This window comes from Corallococcus terminator, assembly GCF_003611635.1.
GTDB classification, from domain to species: domain Bacteria; phylum Myxococcota; class Myxococcia; order Myxococcales; family Myxococcaceae; genus Corallococcus; species Corallococcus terminator.
In genome coordinates, this window is record NZ_RAVZ01000121.1 from 1 (window position 1) to 25,888 (window position 25,888).

Annotated in this window: 24 protein-coding genes; 5 read left to right on the forward strand and 19 right to left on the reverse strand. The window is 69.8% G+C overall.

Annotated elements, in window-relative coordinates:
- Positions 1-312: 312 nt before the first annotated feature.
- From D7V88_RS18595 to D7V88_RS18635, 9 genes are all read right to left on the reverse strand, one after another.
- The gene (locus tag D7V88_RS18595) at positions 313-870 is read right to left on the reverse strand and encodes a chalcone isomerase family protein (protein ID WP_120541989.1); all 558 of its coding nucleotides are present in this window, start codon (positions 868-870) and stop codon (positions 313-315) included.
- A gap of 40 nt (positions 871-910) precedes the next feature.
- Positions 911-1,999, reverse strand: a complete 1,089-nt coding sequence (gene serC / locus D7V88_RS18600) for a 3-phosphoserine/phosphohydroxythreonine transaminase (protein WP_120542009.1) — start codon at positions 1,997-1,999, stop codon at positions 911-913.
- A gap of 132 nt (positions 2,000-2,131) precedes the next feature.
- Positions 2,132-2,857, reverse strand: coding sequence for an HvfC/BufC N-terminal domain-containing protein (locus D7V88_RS18605; protein WP_120541990.1), 726 nt, complete (start codon positions 2,855-2,857; stop codon positions 2,132-2,134).
- The gene (gene bufB, locus D7V88_RS18610) at positions 2,854-3,699 is read right to left on the reverse strand and encodes an MNIO family bufferin maturase (protein ID WP_120541991.1); all 846 of its coding nucleotides are present in this window, start codon (positions 3,697-3,699) and stop codon (positions 2,854-2,856) included. The genes D7V88_RS18605 and bufB overlap by 4 nt, the downstream gene beginning before the upstream one ends.
- Positions 3,700-3,834: 135 nt before the next feature.
- Complete coding sequence (locus D7V88_RS18615; protein ID WP_120541992.1) at positions 3,835-4,092, reverse strand: hypothetical protein; 258 nt, start codon at positions 4,090-4,092, stop codon at positions 3,835-3,837.
- 53 nt (positions 4,093-4,145) lie between these two features.
- A complete protein-coding gene (locus tag D7V88_RS18620; RefSeq protein ID WP_120541993.1) occupies positions 4,146-4,766 on the reverse strand; it encodes a YceI family protein in 621 nt (206 codons plus the stop codon).
- Positions 4,767-4,860: 94 nt separating this feature from the next.
- Positions 4,861-6,288 (reverse strand): M61 metallopeptidase family protein, encoded by a 1,428-nt coding sequence (locus D7V88_RS18625; RefSeq protein ID WP_244238235.1) that lies wholly within the window; start codon positions 6,286-6,288, stop codon positions 4,861-4,863.
- A 212-nt stretch (positions 6,289-6,500) separates the two neighbouring features.
- Positions 6,501-7,304 carry a TetR/AcrR family transcriptional regulator gene (locus D7V88_RS18630; RefSeq protein WP_120541994.1) on the reverse strand — a complete coding sequence of 268 codons (804 nt, stop codon included), beginning with the start codon at positions 7,302-7,304 and terminating at the stop codon, positions 6,501-6,503.
- Positions 7,305-7,313: 9 nt separating this feature from the next.
- Positions 7,314-7,841, reverse strand: coding sequence for a PaaI family thioesterase (locus D7V88_RS18635; RefSeq protein ID WP_120541995.1), 528 nt, complete (start codon positions 7,839-7,841; stop codon positions 7,314-7,316).
- Between the two features lie 151 nt (positions 7,842-7,992).
- Between D7V88_RS18635 and fabF the strand changes: the two genes are divergently transcribed.
- The 3 genes from fabF (at position 7,993) to D7V88_RS18650 (ending at position 12,043) form a co-directional block, all read left to right on the forward strand.
- Positions 7,993-9,243, forward strand: a complete 1,251-nt coding sequence (fabF, locus tag D7V88_RS18640; protein ID WP_120541996.1) for a beta-ketoacyl-ACP synthase II — start codon at positions 7,993-7,995, stop codon at positions 9,241-9,243.
- A gap of 315 nt (positions 9,244-9,558) precedes the next feature.
- Positions 9,559-11,169: a helix-turn-helix domain-containing protein gene (locus D7V88_RS18645; protein WP_120541997.1), complete on the forward strand. Its 1,611-nt coding sequence runs from the start codon at positions 9,559-9,561 to the stop codon at positions 11,167-11,169.
- A gap of 1 nt (position 11,170) precedes the next feature.
- Complete coding sequence (locus tag D7V88_RS18650) at positions 11,171-12,043, forward strand: tetratricopeptide repeat protein (RefSeq protein WP_120541998.1); 873 nt, start codon at positions 11,171-11,173, stop codon at positions 12,041-12,043.
- Positions 12,044-12,076: 33 nt separating this feature from the next.
- Here the strand turns inward: D7V88_RS18650 and D7V88_RS18655 are convergent, their stop codons facing one another.
- The 3 genes from D7V88_RS18655 to D7V88_RS18665 all read right to left on the reverse strand — a co-directional run bounded on the left by D7V88_RS18655 (position 12,077) and on the right by D7V88_RS18665 (position 14,380).
- Positions 12,077-12,580, reverse strand: coding sequence for a hypothetical protein (locus D7V88_RS18655; RefSeq protein WP_372241092.1), 504 nt, complete (start codon positions 12,578-12,580; stop codon positions 12,077-12,079).
- Positions 12,577-13,359: a sulfite exporter TauE/SafE family protein gene (locus D7V88_RS18660; protein ID WP_120541999.1), complete on the reverse strand. Its 783-nt coding sequence runs from the start codon at positions 13,357-13,359 to the stop codon at positions 12,577-12,579. The genes D7V88_RS18655 and D7V88_RS18660 overlap by 4 nt, the downstream gene beginning before the upstream one ends.
- A gap of 127 nt (positions 13,360-13,486) precedes the next feature.
- Entirely contained in the window at positions 13,487-14,380 is an 894-nt protein-coding gene (locus D7V88_RS18665) for a zinc dependent phospholipase C family protein (protein WP_120542000.1), read from the reverse strand.
- 144 nt (positions 14,381-14,524) lie between these two features.
- Here D7V88_RS18665 and D7V88_RS18670 point away from each other — a divergent pair, with 144 nt between their 5' ends.
- Entirely contained in the window at positions 14,525-16,120 is a 1,596-nt protein-coding gene (locus tag D7V88_RS18670) for a leucyl aminopeptidase (RefSeq protein ID WP_120542001.1), read from the forward strand.
- A gap of 58 nt (positions 16,121-16,178) precedes the next feature.
- On the opposite strand, the gene D7V88_RS18675 is transcribed toward D7V88_RS18670, so the two are convergent.
- The 6 genes from D7V88_RS18675 to ruvB all read right to left on the reverse strand — a co-directional run bounded on the left by D7V88_RS18675 (position 16,179) and on the right by ruvB (position 23,311).
- Entirely contained in the window at positions 16,179-16,814 is a 636-nt protein-coding gene (locus D7V88_RS18675; RefSeq protein WP_120542012.1) for a hypothetical protein, read from the reverse strand.
- A gap of 122 nt (positions 16,815-16,936) precedes the next feature.
- Complete coding sequence (locus D7V88_RS18680; protein WP_120542002.1) at positions 16,937-18,175, reverse strand: DUF4388 domain-containing protein; 1,239 nt, start codon at positions 18,173-18,175, stop codon at positions 16,937-16,939.
- A 24-nt stretch (positions 18,176-18,199) separates the two neighbouring features.
- Complete coding sequence (locus D7V88_RS18685; protein ID WP_120542003.1) at positions 18,200-19,297, reverse strand: thioredoxin domain-containing protein; 1,098 nt, start codon at positions 19,295-19,297, stop codon at positions 18,200-18,202.
- A gap of 67 nt (positions 19,298-19,364) precedes the next feature.
- Complete coding sequence (gene lpxC / locus D7V88_RS18690) at positions 19,365-20,309, reverse strand: UDP-3-O-acyl-N-acetylglucosamine deacetylase (protein ID WP_120542004.1); 945 nt, start codon at positions 20,307-20,309, stop codon at positions 19,365-19,367.
- A gap of 448 nt (positions 20,310-20,757) precedes the next feature.
- Positions 20,758-22,245 carry a hypothetical protein gene (locus D7V88_RS18695; RefSeq protein WP_120542005.1) on the reverse strand — a complete coding sequence of 496 codons (1,488 nt, stop codon included), beginning with the start codon at positions 22,243-22,245 and terminating at the stop codon, positions 20,758-20,760.
- A 28-nt stretch (positions 22,246-22,273) separates the two neighbouring features.
- Entirely contained in the window at positions 22,274-23,311 is a 1,038-nt protein-coding gene (gene ruvB / locus D7V88_RS18700) for a Holliday junction branch migration DNA helicase RuvB (RefSeq protein ID WP_120542006.1), read from the reverse strand.
- Positions 23,312-23,429: 118 nt separating this feature from the next.
- Here ruvB and D7V88_RS18705 point away from each other — a divergent pair, with 118 nt between their 5' ends.
- Positions 23,430-24,515, forward strand: a complete 1,086-nt coding sequence (locus tag D7V88_RS18705; RefSeq protein ID WP_120542007.1) for an MBL fold metallo-hydrolase — start codon at positions 23,430-23,432, stop codon at positions 24,513-24,515.
- Positions 24,516-24,518: 3 nt separating this feature from the next.
- On the opposite strand, the gene D7V88_RS18710 is transcribed toward D7V88_RS18705, so the two are convergent.
- Positions 24,519-25,888: ELWxxDGT repeat protein (locus D7V88_RS18710; RefSeq protein ID WP_147448776.1), on the reverse strand; the 1,370-nt coding region annotated here is incomplete at its 5' end.

Below are 25,888 nucleotides of genomic sequence, written 5' to 3' on the forward strand. Positions count from 1 at the left end.
GAGGAGGCCCGGGACGGCTCGGGGGTGGGCTCCGCCGTCTTGCAGGCGGCGCCAAGGACACAGGAGGCAGCGAACAGGGCCAGACGCTTCACAACGCTCTCCAACGCGAACGGGGGGGGGTTGTTTCGGCGCGCATCAACGCCCGACCTGCCAGGGCATTCCAGCGGCAACTGCACGCGAAAGGCCATGACGCCCCGCGCTGTCCACCATTGAAGCAATCCGCCCGCTCCCGGAAACGACGACGCCCCGCGGACGGCCCTCCGGTGCGGGAGGGCCCTCGCGGGGCGTCAGGGCTGCGAACAGCGCGGAAGGTCAGTCCTTGCCGAGCATGCCGTCGCGGAGGCCGCCGTCGACCGGGTCCTTGCCCAGCCACACGGAGAAGAGCGCGTCCGCGAAGTCCTTGCCCTCCACGTCGATGGCCTTCCCCTTGGTCTGCACGTTGGTGCCCTTGCCCGGCACGTAGGTGAGGATCAGCTCCTCGCCTTCCTTGATCTCCGCGGGGATGGCGGCCTTGAAGGTGTCCAGGCGGGCCTGGAGCTTGGGCAGGTCCGCGCCGGCGTTCTTCTTGAAGCCGTTCTCGATGGCCTCGGTGATCTGCTCCTTCTTCAGGTCGCGCTTCATGAACATGCGCACGCGCTTGATCTCATCCGCCTTGAGCACCTGGGCGGCGTCCTTCGACGGCGTCTCCAGGTAGAGGCCCACGGTGTAGACCTTGAAGATGGCCTTCTTGCGCAGGCCGACGCCGTTGAGCTTGAGCTCCTTGCCGTCCACCGTCGCGGTGTCGGGATAGTTCACCCCGGCGATCTCCTTGGCCATCACGGGCGCGGCGAGGGTCAGCGACAGCAGTACGGCGGTCAGCGTCTTCTTCATGGAATGCCTCCAGGTTGTCCTGCGCAATGTCGACGGCAGCCTACCCGTGCATCTTCACGAAGTGATCCATGAAGGACGTCAGTGTTTTGACGTCCTGCGGCGAAACCGCGTTGTATTGCGACACGCGGATGCCTCCCGCGGTGCGGTGCCCCTTGAGGCCCACCATCCCGGCGGCCTTCGCCTGGGCGACGAAGGCCGCATCCAGCTCCTCCGTGGGCAGGTGGAACACGACGTTCATCACTGAACGGGACTCGCGCTCCACGGGGGCCCGGTAGAAACCCGGATTCCGGTCGATGGCGCCATACAGCGTGTCCGCCTTCTCGCGGTTGCGCTGCTCCAGCGCGGGCAGGCCGCCCAGGCCCTTCACCCACTGGAGCACGTTGCGCACCAGGTAGATGGCCAGCGTGGGGGGCGTGTTGTAGAGCGAGTTGTTCTCCGCGTGGGTGCTGTAGCGGAAGTACCTGGGGATGTCCTTGCGGCCCTTCGCGATGAAGTCCTTCGCCGCGAGGATCAGCGTGACGCCGGAGGGCCCCAAGTTCTTCTGCGCGCCCGCGTAGATGAGCGCGAAGCGGCTCACGTCGGTGGGCTTCCACAGGAAGTCGGAGCTCATGTCCGCCACCAGCGGCACGCGGCCCACGTCCGGGAAGGTGTGCCACTGCGAGCCGAAGATGGTGTTGTTGCTCGTCAGGTGGACGTAGGCGGCCTGGGGGTCGAGTTGCAGCTCGGACTGCTTCGGGACGCGCTGGTAGCGCTTGTCCGCCTGCAAGGTGGTCGCCGCGATGCGGGGCGAGCCGTAGAACTTCGCCTCGTCCAGGGCCTTCTCGCTCCAGACGCCCGTCATCAGGTAGTCGGCGGAGGCGCCCGGCGTGAGGAAGTTCATCGGCACCTGGGCGAACTGCTGGGACGCGCCGCCGGTGAGGAACAGCACCTGGTGCGTGTCCGGGATGCCCAGAAGCTCCGTGAGCAGCGCGACGGCCTCGTCGTGGACGCCCTCGTAGTCCTTGCCCCGGTGGCTGTGCTCCATGACGGACATGCCGGTGCCGTGGAAGTCGAGCAGCTCGTCGCGGGCCTGCTCGAGGGCCGGCAGGGGCAGACCGGCGGGACCGGCGTTGAAGTTGATGACGCGCATGGCGGGGACCTCACGGTGGAAGACGACGTCCCCCATTCTTCCCCCCGACCGGCCCCTGGAGGCCAGCGCGAAGCGTCACGCCCGCCCGCCTCCTGTTGGAGGGCAACGTCCCAACTTCCCTCAAGGGCCGCCCTACTCCACCGGACGCAGCACCAGCCCGTCCTTCGCGAAGCGCACCACCTCCGCGTGGACATCCGGCGCGGCCATCCCGGTGGCCTGGGCGACGGCCTCCTCGGACAGGCCCTCCACGGCCATCTTCAGCACCAGCAGCGCGGGGGGCGTGGCGGCCATGTAGTACGTCACCAGCGCTTCCGGGTGGCGCCACAGGAGCGCCAGCTCGTCACCCTCGGCGGGCGGGGCACCGTCCCGGGTGCGCACGAAGGCGCAGAGCCGGTAGGGCTGCTCCAGCACCGCCAGCGTGGGGTTGGGCGTGAGCTGTGTCACGCGCTCGGGGATGACCTCCTCGGAGGCGAACACCGCGAAGTCCGCCCATTCGAAGCGCGCCAGCGCGGGCAGGAACGGCGGCAGCCCCTGCGCCTGGGTGCCGTCCGCGACGAAGGGTGGGAAGCCTTCCCCCAGCCGGTTGAGCTCGTAGTGCCGCGCGGGCCGGGTGCGCGTGTAGCCCTCCACCAGCGCGTCCCACGCGGCGGGCGTCACCGCCTTGCGCGTGAGCGGGAAGAGCTTCTCCAGCGTGGAGCGCACGTGGCCGCGCACGAACTGGCCATAGAGCGCCATCCGCTCCGGCGCGACGTCCCAGCCCGGGTGCGACGCGGACAGCTTCGACAGGCCCTCCGCGCCGGGAGGCCCGGCGAGGTACGCCTCCATGCTGTCGAAGAAGTGCTTCAACCCCGGCTTCATCGCGACGCCTCCGCCAGCGCGGTTCGGGCGAGGTCCGCCTCGTCCAGCACGGCGTCCAGCGACGGGATACCCTGGTCCCATTCGATGAGCGTGGACACCGGGCCGGTGCGCTCCAGCGTGTAGCGGTACAGCGCCCACACGTCGTCGCAGACGCGGTCGCCGTGCGTGTCGATGAGGACCTTCTCCCCCACGTCATGGCCGGCCAGGTGCACCTGCACCACGCGCTCCAGGGGCAGCGCATCCACGAAGGCGCGCGGGTCGTAGCCGTGGTTCGTCGCGTTGACCCAGACGTTGTTCACGTCCAGGAGCAGCCCGCAGTCCGCGGCCTCCACCACCTGGCGCAGGAAGTCCGCCTCCTGGAGCGTGCCGCCCGGCATGGCCGCGTAGTAGCTGGGATTCTCCAGGAGGAAGGGGCGCTCCACGCGCGCCATCACCTCGCGCACGCGCGGCACCACGTGCTCCACCGCCTCCGGTGTGAAGGGCAGCGGCAAGAGGTCATGCAGGTGCACCCCGCCCAGGCGCGAGTAGCACAGGTGGTCGGAGAAGAACGGCGCGTCCAGGCGCTTCACCAGCGCGGAGAGCCGGGTGACGTAGTCGTCATCCAGCGCATCCGGCCCGCCGATGTTCAACCCCACGCCGTGCGGCAAGAGCGTCCAGCGCTCGCGGCACGCATCCAGCGCGCGCTGGGAGCGGCCCCCCAGCGACAGGAAGTTCTCCGGGATGATCTCCACCCAGTCCAGCTTCCGGGGCGTGCGCGGCAGCGCTTCATAGAAGTCGCGACGCAGTCCGATGCCCGCGCCCAGCGGCTTCAACCCATGGCGGTGTGAGTAGCGGGGGGACATGCGTGAAGCCTCCTGGGCCGGGGCCTTCAGGAACGGGGAATGGCGGGTGAAAACAACACGGGCGGCAGGAAGGAGTCTTCCCACCGCCCGCGAGCGAGGGAGGGACCCGGCTTCCGGGCCCTCCGCTGGCGATGACTACTTCTTGCCGCTGCAGGAGCCCGCGCCGCAGCTGTGCTCGGCGCCCTTCTCCGGCGTGGTGGCGGCGGGGGCCGCGGCGCTGCAGCTACCCTCGGCGCCCTTCGCCTCGGCCGGCTTCGCGCTGCAGTTGGCCTCGGCGGCCTTCTCGGACGAAGCGGCCTGCGTGCCCTCCGCGCCCTTCGTGGAGGCACAGCCGGTGGCCAGCGCGCCGAGAGAGAGGGTGCCGACAACCGCTGCCAGAGCCTTGACGTTCATGTGTTGCTTCCTTTCGTACCGCGGGGGTGTGTGACTACGACGGTGAAAACCAGTTACGGCTTGAACTGCGTGGAGCCCCAGGCGTCGACGGTGACGTCCGCCTTCTCGCCCACCTTCAGCAGCAGCGCTTCGGTGCGCTTGATGCCGTAGGCCTCCACGGGAATCTGGAACTTCGCGCGCACGCGCAACAGCTCTCCGGGGGCGCGGTGCTTCGTCTCAGCCGTCTCCTGGAGGTACGTGGCGGTGACCTCCACCGGCTCCTCGTGCGTCACGCCGTGGATGCTGAAGGTGCCCTTCGCCTTCACCGTCACCGGCTTCGCGTTGGCGAGCGGCGCGGGCAGGGCGACATCCTTGAACTCGAAGACGATGTCCGGGAACTTCGCCGCGTCCAGCCAACGGTCATTCTGAAGGTGGCCGTCGCGCGTCTCGTTGCCCGTCTTGATGGACTTCACCGGGACCTGGAAGCGGCCCGAGGCCTTCTGCTCCTTCACCTCCACGCGGCCCTTCACCTGGTTGGACAGGCCGTTGATGACCTCCAGGGGCGCGTCCAGCACGAACATGACCGTGTCGCGGCCGTTCGGGTCGTTGAAGACGAAGCTCTTCGCGGAAGTGGGCTCGGCGGCGGTCGCGGACAGCGACAGCACGGAGGCGAGCATCAGTGCGCTGCGGAACATGGCGGACCTCATCTACGGAAGCCGCGAACCTCGCGGATGCATGCGATACGCGACACCCGCGCGAACGGTTACGGCGCCGCCCAATTCCAGGTGTTCACCCCGCGTCGTCCGAGGGCCGTCCACCGTCCACCGCTTCACGCAACCGACTGTCCGGGGCAGCTTGGAGCTTGACGCCCCCCGGGTCAATCCGGACGCCGAGGCGATCTAACAAACTTCCCAAATCTGAGAAAGCCGGAACTGAAAGTTGGTGGGCCAGCAGTCGCTCGAAGAGAGGCTCCCCGGCGACGGTGTCCACGGCGGCGCCGAAGCCCGCGAGCGAGGACGTGGGGCCCCGGGTGGCGAGCAGCTCCAGCACATCCTCCAGTCGGGCGCGTCCGTGCGTCACCCGCCGCAGCTCCAGGTCCAGCCGCAGGGCGAAGAGGGCGCCGGTCCAGTAGACGCCCTGCCAGTCGCCTTCGCGTGAGACGACCTCCGCCATGGTGCGCGAACCCGCGGCGGACTGGCCGCGAGCGAAGCCGTCCGTGAGTTCCTGCCACGCCTGCCGCGCCGTCTGGCGTCCGGAGCGCGCGCGGGCGATCTCCGTGTAGTAGGTGGCGAGCCCTTCGGTGAGCCAGGCGACGCGCGGCAACAGCGTGGGGTGCGTCAGGTGGAGCATCTCGTGGATGGCGATCCAGTCGCGTCTCAGGGCGTCGGCGGTGGTGTCCTGCCCCACAAGGATGGAGATGCTGGGGGGTGAGCTCCACTGGACCATACCGAAGAGGGCGGGCTCTTCCGCGCCGGGCACGGGCACGACGCGAACGGTGATGCGCGGATGGGGGAACGTCTTGCGCACGGTGTTCACTTCGCGCGCGGCCTGGGCCAGCCAGTCACAGACCTCCGCGTCCGACAGGAACATGAAGCGCCCCAGCAGCGCGACCTCCAGCACGGCGTCACCGACGTTCGCTTCGCAGCGCCGACCGCCGAAGCCATGGAAGCCCGAGTCCACCAGGTCCTCGCCGCGCAGGTGGTAGACGCCAGCGTCATCCGGGGGCCAGGGAAGCAGCGCGTCCGTCCCATCCACCGTGAACTCCACGCGCAGGTCGGGCGGCACCACGCGAGGGCGCAAGAGGTACGCACGCCCCGCCACGTGCCATGCGTCCCCTTCCCCGACGCCAGAGAAGAAGGAGCGCTCACCGCCGCGGGACGGGGACTCCAGCGGATAGAAGTAGCGAAGGAAGCGCGTTCCGGACGGGACGTGCAGCTCGCCTCCGTGCAGCCGCAGGGCGCGGGAGGAGCCGTCCTCGCTCAAGGCCCAGACGGTGTCCACGCGCTCCGGCTGTCGAAAGAGGAAGTCGCGCGGGGAGGACGACAGGAGGATGATCTCCACCTCCAGTCCGCGCTGGGGCTCGCGCGCATACGTGACGTTGTAGCGCAGCGCCGCCGTGTCCCTCCGGGGCAGCGCGGGCCGCGTGGTCGCGCAGGCGCCCAGGGTGAGCGCGAGCAGCAGGAGCACCGCCTGAGGCACCGTCTTCAAGGCATTCACGTGGCACCGCCTCCCCTGGCTTCCGCTCCGGACAAGAGGACCCCACGGCGTGCCCTGCGGCGTCCAGTGCGTTGTGTCGACGCAGGAGGACGAGCGTCAGGCGGTGGGCGCGTCCGCTGACGCCAGCGCGACACCTTCCGTCAAGGTGACGGTGCCTTCCGCCCCCGTGCCCCACTGAGTCCTCCACTCGCTCCGACTTCAGGGGCCGGCGCTCAGCCCCGGGCAGGCTTTCTCTTTCGCGAGGGCCGTGAAGGACGCGCATGCGCATCCCCTGCGTTCGTTCCCCGGGTCCCAGAGCCCGGCTTCCGTGCCTGCTTCTTCCGCGAAGGCCGTGACGCAGGCACGGATGCATCCGCTTTCGACACCGGTACGTCCGCGCGCTTCGGTCTGCGCACCACATTCCGCGCCCCAGCCCCGCCCACCTCCCCTGCCTCCGCGATAGGAGCCCCGGCGAGCAGCAGGGCCCGGGCCGCGTCGAGGATCTCCGCCGACACCGCCTGCGAACCCGTGGCCCTCGCGAGCGTCATCGCGCCGAAGCACAGCGCCACCGTCGCCAGCATCTGTTGACGGGGCGTCGCGCCCTCCCGCGCCGGAAGCTGGCCCTGCGCCGCGCCCACCAGCGCCTCCAGGCCCTGGCCGAACGAGGCCTGGACCTCCGGCGGCGCGCGCGTCAGGTCCGACAGGAGCGACGGCATCATGCAGCTCGTCTGCCCCGTGTCCCGGTTGTAGAGGCTCAGGTAGCGGCGCGCGAAGTGATCCAGGAACGCCGTGCCCCGCAACCCCTCCAGCCCCGCCAGCCAGCGCATCTGCCGCTCCACCATGAACGCCCGCAGGGACTCCGCGAGCAGCGACTCCTTGGAGGCGAAGTGGGCGTAGAAGCCGCCCACCGTCAGCCCTGCGGCGCGCATCACCCGCTCCACGCTCGCGCCGCTGAAGCCCTCCGCGCGGAACAGCTTCTCCGCCGCCGCCAGGATGCGCGCGTGCGTGGCCTGCTTGTGCTCAGCGGTGTAGCGCATCGTCCCCACCTACTCCTTCGCGCCGCCTGAACCCGGCGGCCGGAAGATCATGCACGTCGTGGTGCCGTGCGCGTAGAGGTTGCCCTTCGCGTCCACCAGCCGCCCCTGCGCCGTCGCCACCTTGCCCCCCAGGTGGATGACCTCGCCCTTGCAGAAGAGCTCCCCGGAGTCGTGCGCCACGCCCTTCACGTAGTTCACGTGCAGCTCCAGCGTCGTGTACCCCACGCCCACCGGCAGCATCGTGTGGATGGCGCACCCCATCGCTGAGTCCATCAGCGTGGCCGCCAGCCCCCCGTGCACCATGCCGATGGGGTTGTAGTGGTGCTCGCCCGGTTGCACCCCGAACACCACCTTGCCCTCCTCCACCTCCACGGGCGTGAAGCCCATCAACTCCGCGATGGGAGGCGCCGGCAATTCGCCCCTCTGGATGGCGCGCAGGTACTCCAGCCCCGACATCTTCTTCGCCGCCGAAGCGCCCTCCCGGGGGTCCTTCCATGTCACCGTCCGCGTCCGCGGGTTCACGGCCTGCTCGCTCATCGAAGGCTCCTCACCGCTTGAATGACCAGCATCATTCCATCCATCGCCTGAGCGCCTGGATGCCTGCGCCATCCATGACACTCGAACTTGAACTCATGGAAGGATGACCATAATACCATCCCGTTCAACGACTGGGGTCAAGGAGCATTCCATGGAGCAGCGGCGCGTCGTGGTGACGGGAATGGGGCTCATCAGCCCGTGTGGCACCGGCGTGGAGAAGAGCTGGGAGGGGCTCATCCAGGGCAGGAGCGGCGTGGGGCCCATCACCCTGTTCGACGCAAGCCAGCTCGCCTGCCGGTTCGCCGGCGAGGTGAAGGACTTCAACCCGGAGGACTACATCGAACGGCGCGAGGTGCGGCGCATGGACCGCTTCGCGCAGTTCGCGGTGGCGGCGGCGGACATGGCCCTCGCGGATTCGGGCCTCAAAATCACCCCGGAGAACGCGGAGCGCGTGGCGGCCATCATCGGCTCCGGCATCGGCGGCATCTCCAGCATGGAGGAGACGTACAAGAAGGCGCTGGAGAAGGGCGCGGACCGCATCAGCCCCTTCTTCATCCTCCAGATGATCATCAACATGGCGCCCGGCTACGTCACCATGCGCCACGGCATCAAGGGCCCCTCCTGGTCCACCAACTCCGCCTGCTCCACCAGCGCCCACGCCATTGGCGAAGCAATGCGCGGCATCCAGCGCGGTGAGTTCGACGCGGCGGTGGCCGGCGGTTCGGAAGCCCCCATCTCCCTGCTGGGCGTGGGCGGGTTCGCCGCGATGAAGGCCCTGTCCACGCGCAACGACGCGCCCCAGGCCGCCAGCCGCCCGTTCGACAAGGACCGCGACGGCTTCGTGCTCGCGGAGGGCGCGGGCATCCTCATCCTGGAGGAGTACGAATCCGCCCGGGCCCGCGGCGCCCGCATCCTCGCGGAGTTGGTGGGCTACGGCGCCAGCTCCGACGCCCACCACGTCACCGCCCCCGCCCCGGAACACGAAGGCGCCCAGCGCGCCATGAAGGCCGCGCTGAAGGACTCGCGCCTGTCACCGGGCGACATCGGCTACCTCAACGCGCACGGCACCTCCACGGAGATTGGCGATCTGCTGGAGATGCAGGGCATCGCCCGCGTGTTCGGCGACGCGGCCCCGAAGCTGGCCATCTCCTCCACCAAGTCCATGACGGGCCACATGAACGGCGCGGCCGGCGCCGCCGAGGCCGTCATCAGCATCCTGGCCCTTACCCGGGGCGTGCTGCCCCCCACCATCAACCTGGAACACCAGGACCCGCGCATCCTCCTGGACTGCATCCCCAACGTCGCCCGCGAGCAGCGCGTGGACGCCGTGATGAGCAACTCCTTCGGCTTCGGCGGCACCAACGTCGCGCTCGTCTTCCGCCGCGCGCCGGACGCTCCGTAACGAGTTTGTAAAAATGCATCCGCCGTTTTACTGACTTTTCCCCAGTCCTGCCGCGCCGCGTTGGTAAACGGTTGACAACGCGCGGCCCCGGCGGGCCCTCCGCGCACCGGCGGCGTCAAAAAGCCTCATGATTCCATGGGATTACGTCGTCCGGTGGCCAGGAGGGAACCAGTCAACCCTCCGCGCGTTGCTTGCGGGACAGCGCTCCGGTGGATTGAAAACGTTTATTGCAAATCGGTAAATCGATTTGCAGAGTGGATCCAGAGACCCGGTGCCGGACACGTCCTTTGACGCGGCCCGCCGGCGGCTGGAGCCATGAACAACGACAACGCGCTGAACGCGAACGTGGGGCTGAAGCTTCGAGGCCTCCGCTTGCAACGCAACATCAAGCAGGCGGATGCGGCCAAGGACCTGGGTGTGTCGCCCGCGTACCTGAACCTCATTGAGAAGGGCAAGCGCGTGATGCCCTTCCCGCTGCTCTGGAAGGCGCTGCGCTACTTCGAACAGGACCCCGAGCAGTTCATGTCCACGCTGGGCGAGGGCCGCGTGGACGAGGCCCTGGCGAAGCTGCTGGACGAGCCGCTGCTCAAGAGCCTGGACATCGACTCGGAGTCGCTCCAGTCGCTGTCCGCCGAACCGAAGCTCGCCGGCACGGTCGCCGCGCTCTTCAACCTCTACAAGAACACGCGCACGCAGTTGGAGAACGTGCTCGCGCAGCTCAACGTGGAGGAGCGCACCCGCACGCAGGGCTCGCCGTCCGGCAACGGCCTGGGCAACACGCCGGGCGTGCGCTTCGACTACTCGCCCTTCGACGAGGTCAGCGACTTCCTGGAGAAGCACCGCAACTACTTCCCGGAGCTGGAGGAGCAGGCCGAAGGGCTGCGCCGCGACTTCCGCCTGGAGCAGCAGATCACCAGCAGCCAGCTCACCCGCATGCTGGAGGAGCGCTTCGACTACCGGGTGCAGATTGAGCGCGCCACCAGCGGTTCGTCCGTGGTGCGCCGGCTGGACCTGGACGCGCGCACGCTCACGCTGTCGCCGGACCTCACCGAACAGCCCCTGAAGTTCCAGATCGCCGCCTCCATTGGCCTGATGGTGATGGACCGCGAGAAGCTGGTGGAGCGCATCCTGGGCGCGGGGCGCATGCGGCACGGGGAGACGGAGCGGCTCATCAAGGTGAACCTGGCGAACTACTTCGCCGGCGCGCTGATGCTGCCCTACAGCGAGTTCTTCAAGGAGGTGCAGCGCACGCGCTACGACGTGGAGCTGCTCTCCAACGTGTTCGGCACCACGTACGAGACGGTGGCCCACCGCATCTGCAACCTGTCCGACCCCAAGCGCCAGGGCCTGCCCTTCCACTTCCTGCGCGCGGACATCGCCGGCAACATCTCCAAGCGCTACAGCGGCACCGGCATCCGCTTCGCGTCGGGCGGTGGCAGTTGCGCGAAGTGGGCGGTGCACCTGGCGTTCCTCAACCCGTCCCAGATTACGCGGCAGTACTCCATCATGCCGGACGGCACGACGTACTTCTGCTTCGCCAAGGTGCAGTTGCAGCCGATTGAAGGCTCCATCGTGAAGGGCACCGCGTACTCCATCGGCCTGGGGACGCACGCGGAGAACGCGAAGTACCTGGCGTACGGCCTGCCCACCAACGACCTGCGCAAGGACGCCATCCCCAGCGGCATCTCCTGCCGCTTCTGCGAGCGCACCGACTGCAACCAGCGCGCGGCGGCCAGCTACCGCTTCGCCTTCGCCTTCGACGAGTACACCAAGAAGGACTGCTTCTTCTCCCCGCTGCTCGTCCACGAGAAGGAGAAGGCCGAGCGCAACGGCCAGCACGAGGGCGTGGACAGCGACCCTGACGGGAGCGAGAAGCACGATTCGCTGGACAGGGGAGTCCGCCGCCGCAAGGGTCACGAGAACTGACATGCATCCGCCCGACACCGCCGAACGCGCCCACATCACCGAAGCCATCCAGAAGCAGCAGAACGCGCTCGCCTCCCTGCGCATCACCGGCTCCCCCTCGGAAGTGGGCCAGGGCCTGGTGTCGCTCGCGGAGCTGCACGGGATGCTGGAAGAGCACGCCCAAAGCCGTGAGCACTACGAGGAGGCCCTGGGCTTCTTCAAGACGGCGGGCAACAAGCCCGGCCAGGCGCAGGCCCTCTTCGGCCTGGGCGTGGTGAAGGCGTACTTCGAGGATCACCGGGGCGCCATCGAGCACATGGCCGTGGCCGCCCTGCTCTTCAACGAGGCGCGCGACCGCGACGGCGAGGCGCTCACCCGCGCCTGCATCGGTGAGTCCCTGCGCGCCCTGGGCGAGTCCGACGCCGCCGAGGAGAAGTACCAGGAGGCGCTCATCCTCTTCCGCCAGACGCGCAACACGGAGCGCATGGCGCGGCTGCTCTTGGACATTGGCGATCTGCGCATGGCGAAGGCGGAGTACGAGCCCGCGCGCAAGCGCTTCCTGGAAGCCGTGCCGCTGTTGGAGCAGGGAGAGGATCCGGAGGCGCTCGCGCTGGGCCACCTGCTGCTGGGCGAGTCCGAGGGCCTGCTGGGCCACCACGACAACGCGCGGCCCCACCTGCTGCGCGCCGTGGAGGCGTACGCGGAGCTGCACGACCACGTCTACGAGGCCCGCGCCCGCTGGGACCTGGGGCTGTCCTGCTACTACCTCCAGGACCTGGCCGCGGCCCGCGAACAGTTCGAGGCGGTGATCCCGCTGTACGACGAGCAGGGACTGCGCGACGACGTGGCCAAGGTGAAGAACATCCTGGCCCACTTCACCGCGCGCGGCGTGTAGCCACACCGCGCGCGGATTTGCCTTCCGGGTGACTCAGGCCTGGAAGCCCGCGCCCACCGCGAGCGCGAGCAGGGCCAGCACCCCGGCGGCGATGGCCGTGTAGCGCCATTCGCCGCGCAGGCCCAGCAGCGTGCCGGCCATGGCCAGTCGCGCCACCGGCGTCACCAGCAGCATGGACGCCGCGCCCTTGCGCAACAGGTCGATGGCCACGTGCACGGACTCGTCGCGGGGCAGCAGCTCCAGCGCGAGCGACGCCACGAACATCCCGCCACTCATCACCGCGCCGGTGCGCAGCACGCGCGCGATCCACCGCTCACCGGCCATGGCGCGACGCGCCCACCGCCGCCCCCCGGGCTGGGCGTCCGGGTGGGTGATGGGCTCCTGCTGGAACTGGACTTCGAGTGGATCCTCTAACTGCTCGGGATGCGGTACGGGCAGGGCCACCGCTGTCGCCTGGACGTTGCGCGGTGGCGGTGCTGCCTCGGAGCTTCCCACCGACGAGAGAACTGCGTGTGCCGCGGGATTCGCCTCACTCATCTCCATACGCTCGGCCACAACCCCTCCCCTCCCTTCCACAACATCTGTCCGGCCACCAGAAGCAGTACCGCCGCGAAGAGCTTCTTCAAAACGGCGGTGGGAACCTTCGGCATCAGTCGGCTGCCCACCGACGCGCCGGCCAGCACGCCCACCACCAGCGGCGCCACGAGGCCCAGGTTCAAGTGTCCGCGCCACGCATAGGCCGCCACGCTCGCGGCCCCGGTGACGCCCACCATCAGGTTGCTGGTGGCGCTGGCCACCTTGAACGGCACGCGCATGCCGTAGCTCATCAGCGGCACCTTCAGCGGACCGCCGCCCACGCCCAGCAGCGCGGACAGGCCGCCCGCGACGAACGAGCCGGAGATGCCCAGCGGATAGTTGGTGGGCACATAGCTGGCCGTCGACGTCGGCTCCTGGAGCGGCGTGCGCAACAGCAGCATCTGCAAGGACACAAAGAGCGTGAAGAGGCCGAACACCACCGCCACCATCGCCTCCGCGACGAAGGCCGCGACGAGTCCGCCGACGATGGCGCCCATCACGGTGGCCAGCTCCAGCGTGAGCCCCAGGCGCAGGTCGCTCAGTTTGTTCTCCACGTAGCTGGCGGCGGCGGCGCACGAATTCGCCACGACGCACATCAGGCTCGCGGGAACGGCCTGCTCCAGGGGGATTCCGAAACCCAACACCAGCACGGGCACCAGGACGATGCCGCCCCCGATGCCGAGCAGCGCCCCCAACCCGCCCGCCAACACGCCCGACGCCATGAGAAGGAATACCGTCATTCCCTATCGAGAATAGGGGGCACTCCCCGGTCCGGATAGCGCCATACCCCCCAGGGCAGTTGGCTTGATTGGCAGGATGCCCTGCACGCGAACACGGCCAGGGACTCGCGCCGTGGATGCGCGTTCACTAGGCGGCGGTGGCACCCAGCGTGCCTTCGGGAAACTCCTCGAAGAAGCGTGCGCGGGTGCGCGGCGTGTAGGTGCCGCGCGCCATGTAGCCGTGAAGTCGTTTGATCAACGCTCGCGACACATCCAGCGCCGCGTCCACTTCCGCCGTGAAGTCGAACTGGTCGTTGCGGTACAGCTCCTGGAACGACAACTGCGTGTATGCCGGCAGCGCCCGCACCCGCCCCAGGGGACTGGAGAGAAAGAGGCCGGAGACATAGAGGCCGCGCACCCAGCCATCCACCTCCGCCTTGGTGGGGGCCTGGCCCACGCGCTCCTGGGACGCCAGCCGCACCAGTTCGTAGATGCCCCGGCCGATGCCTCGCAGCGGAAGTCCCGGGCTCTTGCCCACCTGGAACTTCTCGCGCAGGCGGGAGGTGCCCACGCCGTCCGTGCCGTCCTGTTCGCGCAGGAAGAACAGCGTCTGGGCCCACTCCACCTGCCGGCGCGCGTCCCAGGCCCGCTCACCCTTGCGACGGTGGCGCAGCACCAGCGCGTCCACCAGCGGATGCAGGCGCCGGTCCAGGGCCAGGTGCGTGAAGTAGCCGGCGAGGATGGCCAGGCCCGCCTCGGTGCCCACGAGGGCCCCGGTGGCGACGAGCTCCGCCATCTTCAGGCCCAGGCCCACCGGCGCGCGCTCGTGGTACAGCCGCGCGAAATGAGGCCAGCCGGCCTCCGGCAGCAGCAGGGACAGGCCTCCACGCACGCCCGCGCACAGGGGCAGGTCCGGCAACGCGGCGCCGAAGCGCGCATACGGCAGGTCCTCGGACAACGCGCGCACCCAGTCCGTGGGGAGCCCGTCCGGGTGTGCCGCCAACCGTTCGATGGCCGTCAGATGGAGCAGCAGGGTGGGCATGGGGACCGCACAGCTATCCAGCGCGCCGGGGCAATGCAATGCCTCAGTGGCAACCAGCGCTTTGCGAGCAACACGTCGCGCGTCTACAGTCGCCCCCCTCCAAGCGCCCCTTTCTTCCCTTTTAGTCCAGGAGTCCAAGTCGCCATGCAATTCAGTCTCGTCTCCGGTGACGCCGCGCCGGTGAGCGGTGAGCTGCTCGTCATCCCCCTCTTCGAGGGCGAGCTGGTGGGTGACACCGCCCCCGCGTCGCTGGCCACCGCCGACTCGGCGCTGGACGGCAAGCTGCGCGCCGCCGCCACCCAGGAGGGCTTCAAGGGGAAGGTGGATCAATCCTTCCTGATTCACACGCTGGGGCGGCTGGGCAGCAACGACCGCGTCCTGCTCCTGGGCCTGGGCAACCGTGCGCGCTTCCAGCCGGAGGTGCTGCGGCTGGCCGCGGGCCGCGCGGCGAAGACGGCGCAGCGGCTGAAGGCCACCAGCATCGCCTTCCGCGTGCCCGCCACGGACCGCGCCGAGGACGTCGTGCGCGCGGTGGTGGAGGGCCTGGAGCTGGGCGTCTACCGCTTCGACAAGTACAAGTCCGCGGCGCGCGAGGACAAGTCGCCCAAGCTCAAGAGCGCCACGCTCGCGCTGCCGCCGGGCACGGAGAAGTCGCGCGCGCTGGATGACGCGCTGACGCTGGGCCTGAAGGTGGCCGAGTCCGTCAACTGGGCGCGCGACCTGGTGAACGAGCCCCCCAACGTGGTGACGCCCGTGCGCCTCGCGCAGGCCGCGCAGCAGGCCGCGAAGGAAGCGGGCCTCCAGGCGGAGATTGGCGGGCGCAAGGAGATCGAGCGCCTGAACATGGGCATGTTCCTGGGCGTCACGGTGGGCAGCGCGCAGGAGCCCCGGCTCATCCACCTGGTCTACACGCCGAAGAACGCGAAGGACGCCAAGCGCGCCCCGCTGGCGCTGGTGGGCAAGGCCATCACCTTCGACTCCGGCGGCCTGTCGCTCAAGCCCACCGAGGGCATGGTGGAGATGAAGACGGACATGGCGGGTTCGGCCGCGGTGCTGGCCGCCATGAAGGTGATTGGCAGCGTGGTGAAGCCGCCCTTCCCCGTGCACGCCTTCATTGGCGCGTGCGAGAACATGCCGTCGGGCACCGCGTACAAGCCCGGTGACATCCTCACGGCGCGCTCCGGCAAGACGGTGGAGATCACCAACACGGACGCGGAAGGACGCCTGGTGCTGGGCGACATGCTCACCTGGGCCGGCGAGCACGAGCCGTCCGCCATCATCGACCTGGCGACGCTGACGGGCGCGTGCATGGTGGCGCTGGGCAACTACATCGTGGGCGCGTTCGGCGACGACGACGCCACGGTGAACAGCGTGCTCGACGCCGCGAAGTCCGCGGGCGAGGAGATGTGGCGCCTGCCCATCAGCGACATGCAGAAGGACGCGCTGCGCTCCGACGTGGCGGACATGAAGAACTCCGGCGAGCGCTGGGGCGGCGCCATCAACGCGGCGCTCTTCCTCAAGGAGTTCGTCGGGGACATCCCGTGGGTGCACCTGGACATCGCCGGTCCGTCCAACAGCCCCAAGGAGCGCGGCTACCTGAACAAGGGCGCCACCGGCTCCGGCGCGCGCACCCTGGTGGAGCTGGTGCGCCAGCGGGCCGTGGACATCGCGACCCAGCCCGAGCCCAAGGCGGCGCCCGTGAAGGCCGCGAAGCGCGCGAAGGCGAAGACGGCCCGCTAGTCAGCGGGACGTGAGGGGACGGGCGCACGAAGCCTCTCGTGCGCCCCACCCTGCCCCGCTAACGCGGGTCGCCGGGCTCCGGTTCAGGCGCGCGGGGCGTGGCGCGCACGGCCACGCTCGGCTCGGGCAGCGGGCGGACGCCGGCCATCAGCTCATCCACGCTGACCGTCACGTCGTCGGACACCTCCGTGGGCCAGGTGGCCAGCATCATCAGCACGCGGCCGCTGTTGCCCTCGCGCACGGCCACCTTGCCGCGCACGCCGTCGCCCACCTGGAAGTCGAACCCCACGGCGTTGTCCGACAGCGCGATGGGCTGCGGATCCGTGGTGGTGAAGCCCGGCTGCTGGCGCAGGCCCTGCGTCAGCCGCTCCGCGAACTGGGTGGGCGTGGCCACGCCGGGCGCCACCTGGAGCACCACCTGGGCCCCCGACACGCGGTGCCGAAGGATGACCGGAATGGCGAGCCCCTCCGGGGTCCGCTCGTTCGTCTCGTCCAACTGCCACTCCGCCGTGGGCCGGACGATTTCGAACCCCAGGTCCTCGTCCACGTAGCGTCGCGTGGTGGACGCGATGCCCACGTCCTCCGCCCCGGACCCACCCGTGCCGGGCTCCGCCTTCGTCACCGCCGTCCGGGACGCGCCACATGCCGTGCTCAACAACAGCACTCCCCACCCCAACGTCCGCATCACGCCCATGTCGCTCATCCCCCGCCGGCCACCCGCCGTGGGGACGAACGTGGGCACCCAGGCCCAGGCTGACCAGGGGGACATCAGGGTGGGTGTCCGACTCAGGAAAGTCCGACGGACGACGCTCGACGCTAGGACAGGCCGCCCTGCAGGGTGCGGTACGTGTTCGCCAGCCGCTCCGCCACGTCCGCCGGCAACACGTTGCGCGCGGAGAACAGCGCGTAGGACACGAAGGCGTCCAGCGCCTCCAGCGCCATCGCCCGGCCCACCGCCTCGCCGCCGCTGGTGGACACGTTGGCGCGCAGCCGCACCACATCCACGCGCCCGTCCGGCCCCATGGTGACGCCCTGGTACGCGTCCTCCAGGCCCGGGGGCGGCGCCTCCACGAAGCCGCGCAGGAGGTCCACGTCCCGGCCCGCCTCGCGCAGCGCGCGGTGCACCAGCGACAGGAGGAGGTTGTAGCGCTCCTCGGCGGACAACAGCTCCCAGGCCATGCCCTCCACCGCCGGACCCGGCGTCGGCGCGGGCTCCGCGGCCTGCACGGCCAGGTGGCCGCCGCGCACCGCCTCCTCCACCCCGTTGTAGAAGGCGTACTGGCTGCCCGCGTACGCGGCCCGCAGCGCGCCCAGCGTCGTGCCCCCGCCCAGCTTGGCGAACAGGGCCTCTTCTCCAGGCAGCGCGCCCTGGGGGCCGGGAAGCACGCGCATGTCGTCCGGGAAGCGGCGGCGCAGGCGGCCCGTCTCCTCCGCGCGCTTGATGCCGGTGAGGACCAGGTCCCTCGTGCGCTCCGGCAGCTTCACCGCGTCCACCGCCGGGGCCCGCGCCTCCAGGAAGAGGAAGCTGCCTTCCTGCATCTCGAAGAGGTTGAGCACCACCTCGCGCACGACGAAGGTCATCGCGCTGTAGAGGCTGGCTTCCGACACGAGGCCCTGGGCCGTGAGCACCTGGCCAATCCGGCGCGCGGGCGTCACCTGCCCCAGCGCCGCCGACAACTGCTCTTCCGTCAGAAGGCCCAGCCGCACCATCACCGCGCCCAGGCGCTCCCACTGCTCGCTGGAGGTGGCGAACACCACCTGCCCGTCGCGAAACGCCACCGTGCGGCGCACGGAGCCGTGCTGCACGATGAGCTGGCCGGTGCGGATGCCCGAAAGGATTTGGGCGAAAACCTCCTCGACCGAGAGCGACCCCAGGCTGCCGGCGAAGAAGCCGGCCGTGCCATGGGACTCCGGGAGGAGCACCAGTCCCTCGGGCGCGTGGAAGTGCGCCACGAGGGGCCGGCTGGGAGAGACGGCGGCGGCGAGCGGCCGCTCCAGTTCGAGCGAAGCCGCCTCACCGCTCACGCGGGGCGTGGCCTTGGGTCTGGGCGCCACCGCATCCCTCCCGGGGGTTACGAGCTACTTCTTCGCGCCGGACAGCTCCGCGTCGATGATGCTCTTGAACTCTTCGAAGGGCTGCGCGCCCGACAGCATGACGCCGTTGATGAAGAACGCCGGCGTGCCGTTGACGCCCACCTTGGAGCCGTCCGCCTGGTCCGCCTTCACCTGCGCGGCCTTCTCACCGGAGTCGAGGCAGGTGTTGAACTTCGCGGCATCCAGCTTCAGCCCGGCCGCGGTCTTCTTCAGGTCCTCCACGCCCAGCGCCTTCTGGTTCGCGAAGAGCGCGTCGTGCATCTCCCAGAACTTGCCCTGGTCGTTGGCGCACAGCGAGGCCTCGGCGGCCTTCTGCGCCTGCTTGTGGAACTCCAGGGGGAACTGGCGGAACACCACGCGCACCTTGTCGCCGTAGGTCTTCGTCACCTGGTCCACCGCCGCGTTGGCGCGGCTGCAGAACGGGCACTCGAAGTCGCTGAACTCCACGATGGTGACCGGCGCGCCCTCCGGGCCCTTGGACGGACCGGTGGCCGCGACCTGCTTGCGCTCCACGGGGCCGCGCGCGGGCTCGGGCAGCTCGTACTTCACGTTGGCGCCCTGGCGCAGGGACTCGAAGAACTTCTGCGCGGCCTCCTGCTTCTGCTGGCCGGACAGGAAGTCGACAATCTGGGGCTTCATCTGCTCGTAGGTCGCGCCGGGGGGCAGTTGGCCCTTGGCGCCGTCGAAGACCTCCTTGATCTTCTCTTCCGGAGGCGCGGGGATCTTGTCGTCGATCTCCGCCTTGAGGAGCTGGTCCTCGGTGAGGCCGCGCTTGGTGGCCTCTTCCTTCACCAGCCGCTCGGTGACCAGACCTTCCAGGCCGCGCTTGCGAAGCTGGTACTTCTGCTTGTCCAGGTTCGCCAGCGGCTCCTTGATGCGCTCGTTGAGCTCACCGAAGGTGACCTTCTGACCGCTGCCGAAGGTGGCGACCACCGCGTCCGGACCCGGCTCCGCGGCATTGCCTGCCTGGGCCTGGGCGGCGGGCGCCTGGGTGGTGGCCGGCGCCTTCTCCTTGTTGCAGCCGGCGGTGAGGGATGCCGCGAGGAGGGCGGCCAGGGCGAGGCGAGTAGGACGCATGGACATAAGTCGCCGACTTAATAGAGGAGCCCTGGGCTGGCAAGGAATTGCCAAACCCTCACGTCAGGCCACTTCAGGCGACCAGCGGCTCCAGCTCCAACGCGCCCGCGAGGCTTGCGCGACCCGGCTCACGCCCTTCCACATCCCGGCGACGCGCGGTGACGATGTCGAAGCTGGACGGGTCCGCCAGCACCTTGCGCACCAGCTTGTGGTTGAGCGCATGGCCCGTCTTGAACGCCGTCATGTGGCCGATGACGGGACGGCCGAACAGCGACACGTCGCCAATGGCGTCCAGGATCTTGTGGCGCACGAACTCGTCCGGGAAGCGCAGGCCGTCCGGGTTGAGGATGGACGCCTCGTCCACCACCACGGCGTTCTCCAGCGAACCGCCGCGCGCCAGGCCCAGCGTCTTGAGCTTCTCCACGTCGCGCAGGAAGCCAAAGGTGCGCGCGCGGGAGATTTCGCGCGAGAAGCCCCGGTCGTTCACGTCCACGTCGAAGGACTGGCCCTGGATGACCGGGTGCTCGAAGTCGATGGTGCAACTGATGCGGAAGCGGCGGGCGGGGGTGATGGACGCCTGCTTGTCGCCGTCCGACACCGCCACGCTCTTCTTGATGACCAGGTACTCGCGCGGCGCGTCCAGCTCATGCGCCCCCGCCTCCATGATGGCGTGCGTGAAGGGCGCGGCGCTGCCGTCCATGATGGGGACTTCGGGTCCGTCCAATTCCAGACGCGCGTTGTCGATGCCCATGCCCGCCAGGGCCGACATCAGGTGCTCCACCGTGCCCACACGCACACCGTCACGGCCCAGGGTGGTGGCCAGCGACGTGTCCACCACGTACTCCGCCAGCGCGGGGATGCTCACCGGCCGGGGCAGGTCCGTGCGCACGAACACGATGCCGTGCCCCGCGGGCGCGGGCTTCATCGTCAACGTCACGGGCGCCCCGGAGTGGAGGCCCACACCCCGGCAGATGGCCGGCTGGGAGAGGGTGCGCTGGGAGTCGGTGAACTGGAGCATGTCGGTGTCGCCTCTAAGGACTGCTTCGTACTGACGCACGCAGGGTACGGGCCCGTCCGACCTTTCAACGGGGTCTGACGCACTGCACACAGGAGCAATCACCATGCCACCAGCCCGTGACACAAGCGCTTCCCGGAGGGGGAGCGCGGGGTGGTCCAACCCCCCGGAAATGCTGGCGCGACAGCAGCAAGGGCGGCGGACGTCAGGGCCCAGGGCCCCTGCCACCCTCTTGGGAAACACGACACATCCCCATGCACCGCGACAGCCATGTCCGGAAATCACCCTTCGAACCCCGGTTTCCGCCAACGCGTCACGCGCCAACCCGGAGTGTGTGTCGCCCAAGCGACAAGGCCGGGTCTCTATCGCAGGCCAGTGCCCGGAAGCAAACGCATGCCCGGGGCTCACCGGGAGTCCGGGGCTTGACTGAAAAAAGGACTGTGCGGGGGGGTCAGCGCGTCGCGGGCGGCAGGAAGCGGTCGCGCAGGGCTTCCGCATCCGGCCGGTCGAAGCCGCGGCCCTGGAGGAGGGAGCGGCGGCTCACGGCGTGGAAGGTGGTCTCCAGCGTCTGGGAAAACCGCCGGAGGTCTTCGGCGAGGCGGCTGCGGATGCCCGGGCCTTCAGGGGGCCAGGGCAGTTCGACGAGCAGCGAGGTGAAGCGGTCGAAGGCGTCGTAGTCCGCGTAGCGCAGGAGCTGGTAGCCGCCGTCGTGGAAGTAGTCGAGGAACGACTTGAGGGCGGCCAGCACGCGCTCGGCGGCGGGGACGTCCTCGGAGCGCAGGTGGCCTTCCGCGGCGCGGCACAACTGGGCGTAGACCCACAGGTCCTTGCGCAGGCGCAGCGCGGCGTCCTGGGCGCTGGTGAGGTGGGCGAAGGCCTCTTCCCCCAGGGAGCCGTTGGGCGCGAGCGCGTCCACCAGCGCGACGATCTGCTGGCGGAACAGCGTGGTGAAGGCCTCCGCGGCGCGCAGGGCGGCGGCGGGGTCGCGGTCCAGGTCCACCATCACCTCGCGGGCGATGCGGTCCGTCTCGCGGGCCAAGTCGCGCGCGGCGCGCAGCGTGGCGGCCTGCAGCGGCCTGGAGCCGGCCTTGGGGGACAGCTCGGTGTGCAGGTAGCTGGCGACGGCGGCGGCCTCGCCGCGCACCAGCGACAGGAGCACGCGCACGCGGCGCGGCACGGGCGGCTGCGTCTCCGGATCCACGTGCGTCAGGTAGTGCAGCACGCGGAACAGGCCCAGGAACGCGGTGGTGTAGAGGGGCCGCGTGTCGGCGGGCAGCGCGCCCAGGATGTCCAACAGGCGCACGGAGCGCAGCCGGTCGTACTCGACGCGGAACTCCAGCGGGCGGAAGGGGCGGAAGTAGCGGTTGAGGACGATCTCCCGCAGCGTCAGCTTGCCCACGTCCTGGAAGAGCGACAGGCCGATGAGCGGGAGCTGGAGCAGGTTGTCGAGCAGGTTCTTGAGCGCGTCGAACGCCTCGCGCACCACGAAGAGGCTCTCCGGCGGGGTCTCCTGATCCAACTCTTCTTCAATCAACAGCCGGCGCACGCGGTCGTCCGCGAGCTGGGTCTCCACGTACTTGCGGAAGACCATCTTCGGGTCGCTGTCCGGGTCCTGGAGGTGGCGCGCCACGCGAACGGCGCGCTCCATGGCGTCGCGCACGTCCGCCAGCTCCTCGTGGAAGTCGCGCGTGACGAGCGGCCGGGCGCGGGCATCCACCACGGCGTTGTGGAGGTTCAGGTAGCGCTCCACGGCGCGCAGCCACATCTCGAACTCGAAGAGCAGCTCCTCGCGGCCCTCCACCGGGACGCCGCGCAACCAGCGCTCGCGTTCGGCGAGGAAGCCCGCGCGCGTGGCCTGCGAGGCGCGCATCAGGTCGCCGTAGAAGTCGCGGGGACTGGAGAGGACCGTGGGCACGGAGGGCGCGGAGGCTTGGCTCATGGCGGCGGGTTCGCGAAAGGCGTGGGGGCTAGAAGAGCGTGCCCTGGGGAGAGCTGGGGGGCGGCGTCTTCTTGAAGTACTGGTAGGTGCGCAGCGTGGCGGTGCGGCCCCGGGGCGTGCGCATGAGGAAGCCCTCCTGCATCAGGAAGGGCTCGTAGACATCCTCGATGGTGTCGCGCTGTTCGCCCACGCTCGCGGCGATGGTCTCCACGCCCACCGGGCCGCCGCCGAACTTCTCCACGATGGTGAGGAGAATCTTCCGGTCCATCGCGTCCAGGCCGCTGGCGTCCACGCCCAGCCGGCTGAGCGAATCGTGCGCCAGCTCGTAGGTGATGCGGCCATTGCCCTCCACCTGGGCGAAGTCGCGCAGCCGGCGCAACAGCCGGTTCGCGATGCGGGGCGTGCCGCGCGAACGGGTGGAGATTTCACGGCTGGCGGCGCGGTCCAACGGCACGCCGAGGATGCGCGCGGAGCGGTCGAGGATCTGCTCCAGGTACTTGGGCTCGTAGTACTCCAGGCGCTCTTGAATCTGGAAGCGGTCGCGCAGCGGGGAGGTCAGCAGGCCCGTGCGCGTGGTGGCGCCAATCAGCGTGAAGGGCGGCAGGTCGATCTTCATCGCGCGGGCGGCGGGCCCGGTGTCGATGGTGATGTCCAGCCGGAAGTCCTCCATCGCCGGGTAGAGGTACTCCTCCACGGCGGCGTTGAGGCGGTGGATCTCATCGATGAAGAGGATGTCCCGCTCGTTGAGGTTCGTGAGCAGGCCCGCCAGGTCCCCCTTGCGCTCCATGGCGGGGCCGCTGGTGACGTGGATGCCCACGCCCAGCTCGTTGGCGATGAGGTACGCAAGCGACGTCTTGCCCAGGCCGGGCGGGCCGGAGAAGAGGCAGTGGTCCAGCGCGTCGCCCCGGGCCTTGGACGCGGCCACGTAGACCTTGAGCTTCTCGACAACGGCGCCCTGGCCTACGTACTCGTCGAAGGAGCGAGGGCGCAGGGAGGCTTCCAGCCGGATGTCTTCCGGCTGAACATCTCCCGAGAGGGTGTCATCGGACTTCCTCGCCATCACCATTGCGACCCTATACAGCGAAGGGGCCACGTGTCGCTCCCCTTCTGGCGGGTTGGAAGGGGTGACACGCCGACCGGCCAGCCAGGGGGTCAATCCCCCCTGCCCCAAGGGAGTCGCGTCCATGAGCCTCACCCCCTCACCGTTCCGTCCCCTGCCCTTCCTCCCGGAAGCGCACACCGAGCGTTCTCCTGGACAGCGGTTGCAGAAGCTGCGCCGCGCCGCATTGGAGGCCCGCGAAGCGTTCGTGCGCGAGGGTCCGGTGGCGGCGGTGGCGACGTGCGACCTCGTCACCTTCCCCTACCCCACGTTGTTCGCCTTCAGCGGGGCGGCGCTGTCCCCGGCGCCCTACGTGATGATGACCAACCGCATGCAGGTGGTTCAGTTCGCGGAAGGGGGCACGGGCCAGCGTCGGACGCTGCTGTTCAACCCCACCGACTACGAACGGGGCTACGCGGCGCCCTTCTACCGGGCGCTGCGCGAGCGCTACGGCGCGTTCCTCTCCGACAAGGTGATGACCACCCGGCACGGCACGGTGCAGGGCCATTTGGAATCGCTGGGGTTGACGCCGTCGGACGTGGACTACCTGGCCTTCGACCACCTGCACATCCAGGACCTGCGCGGCTGGCTGGGCGGCGCGGGCACCCCGGCCGTCTTCCCGCGCGCGAAGCTGCTGGTGCAGCGCACCGAATGGGCCATGGTGAAGCACCTGCACCCCATGCAGAGCGTGTGGTTCGTGCCCGGAGGCACGGAGGTTCCGGAGGACCGCGTGGTGCTGCTGGACGGCGACACCTGGCTGGGCCAGGGCGCGGCGCTCCTGAGCACGCCCGGGCACACGCAGGGCAACACGTCCCTGGCGGTGGCCACCGCGAATGAGGTCTTCGTGGTGAGCGAGAACGGCGTGAGCACGGAGAGCTACACGCCGCTGCTGTCGCGCATCGCGGGCGTGCGCCGCTTCGCGGAGCAGATGGGCTGGGAGGTGGTGCTCAACGGCAACACGCGCGAGGACTCCCTGGGGCAGTACGCGTCCATGGTGGTGGAGAAGCTCTTCGCGGGCCCCTCCGCCGTGGACGGGGCGTTCGTGAACTTCCACCCCTCGTCGCTGCTCACCCACCACCTGCTGGCCCCCGGCCTGGGCCCCACCGTGGTGCTGCCCGCCCCGAACACGGGCGAGCTGCATCCCACGCCCGCGGTGCGGCGCGCGGCGTGAGCGTCAGTCGCCGAAGCGGCCGCAGCGGCCCGCGGTGAGGAACGGCAGCGCCCAGGGCTCCTCGCCCTGGTCCGGGTGGTTGGCGACGAAGAACACGTAGCTTCCGGAGCGCACGAACCCCCGGGGGTTGGAGCCCAGGTGCGCGGGCGCGATGTCGCGCAGGGACTGCACGCGGCCTGATTCACCGTCCGAGTACCAGGCCTCGCGGCCCCGCGCGGCCGTCGCCGCGGAGAAGAAGAGCCAGCCGTCCGTCGCCGCCAGCGCGGTGGGGGTGCTGCCCACGGGCCCTGGCTCCAGGTCCTGCACCAGCACCGTGCCCTGCGACGTGCCGTCGGTGCTCCACAACTCACGGCCGTGCACGCCGTCGTCCGCCGCGAAGTACAGCCGCCCGTTCATCGCCGTCAGCCCCGACGGCAGCGAGCCCTCGGGCCCCGGGTTCACGTCCTTCACCCGCCGCGTGCCCAGGAGCGTGCCGTCGCTCTTCCACAACTCCCCGCCAAAGAGCGGGTCGCCGGGCTCGCCGAAGAAGCCCTCCGCGCCGGCCATGAAGTACACGGTGTTGCCCAGCGGCGTGAGCTCCGACGGGTAGTCCCCCGCGAAGTGCCGCAGCGGGAAGGTGAAAAGGGGCACGCCCCACGACACCCAGAGGTCCGCTTCACCCTGGCCCCGGTCCACGAGGAAGAAGAGCCGGTCGCGGCCCACCGGCGTCAGCGAGAAGAGCACCGTCTGCGCCGGGCCCCGGAAGTACACCTGCGCGGTGCCGGCACGCCCCCCCGTCACCCACAGCGTCACGGACGTGTCCCCGTACGCCACCAGCGCCAGCCGTCCGTTCCACTCCGTCAGGTCGTCCAGGAAGAGCGACGCGGGCCCGGGCGCGAACTCCTGCGCGAGCTGCGTGCCCGCGGCCGTGCCGTCCGAACTCCACAGCTCACGGCCGCGCATGCCGTCGTCCGCGGTGAAGTACAGCCGCCCACCCACCACCGTCAGGTTGTCCGGCGCACTGCCCGCCGCCCCCCGCCGGATGTCCGCCACCAGCACCGTCCCCTGGGACGTGCCGTCCGAGCGCCACAGCTCCGGCCCGTGCACCCCGTCGTCCGCGACGAAGAAGAGCCGCCCTCCCACCGGCGTGAGGAAGCGCGGCGTGCTGCCCGCGGCCCCGGGCCGTACGTCCTTCACCCGCCGCGAGTCCCGTTCGTCCCCGTCCGTCACCCACAGCTCACGCCCGGAGGCCCCGTCATCCGCCGCGTAGAAGAGCTGCCGGCCCACCGCCACCAGCGACTCCGGACGCGACCCTTCCAGGCCCGGCTGGAGATCCCCCACCGACAGGGGCGAGCGCCCACAGGGTTGGAGTCCACCGTTGTCCGGAGAAGCCT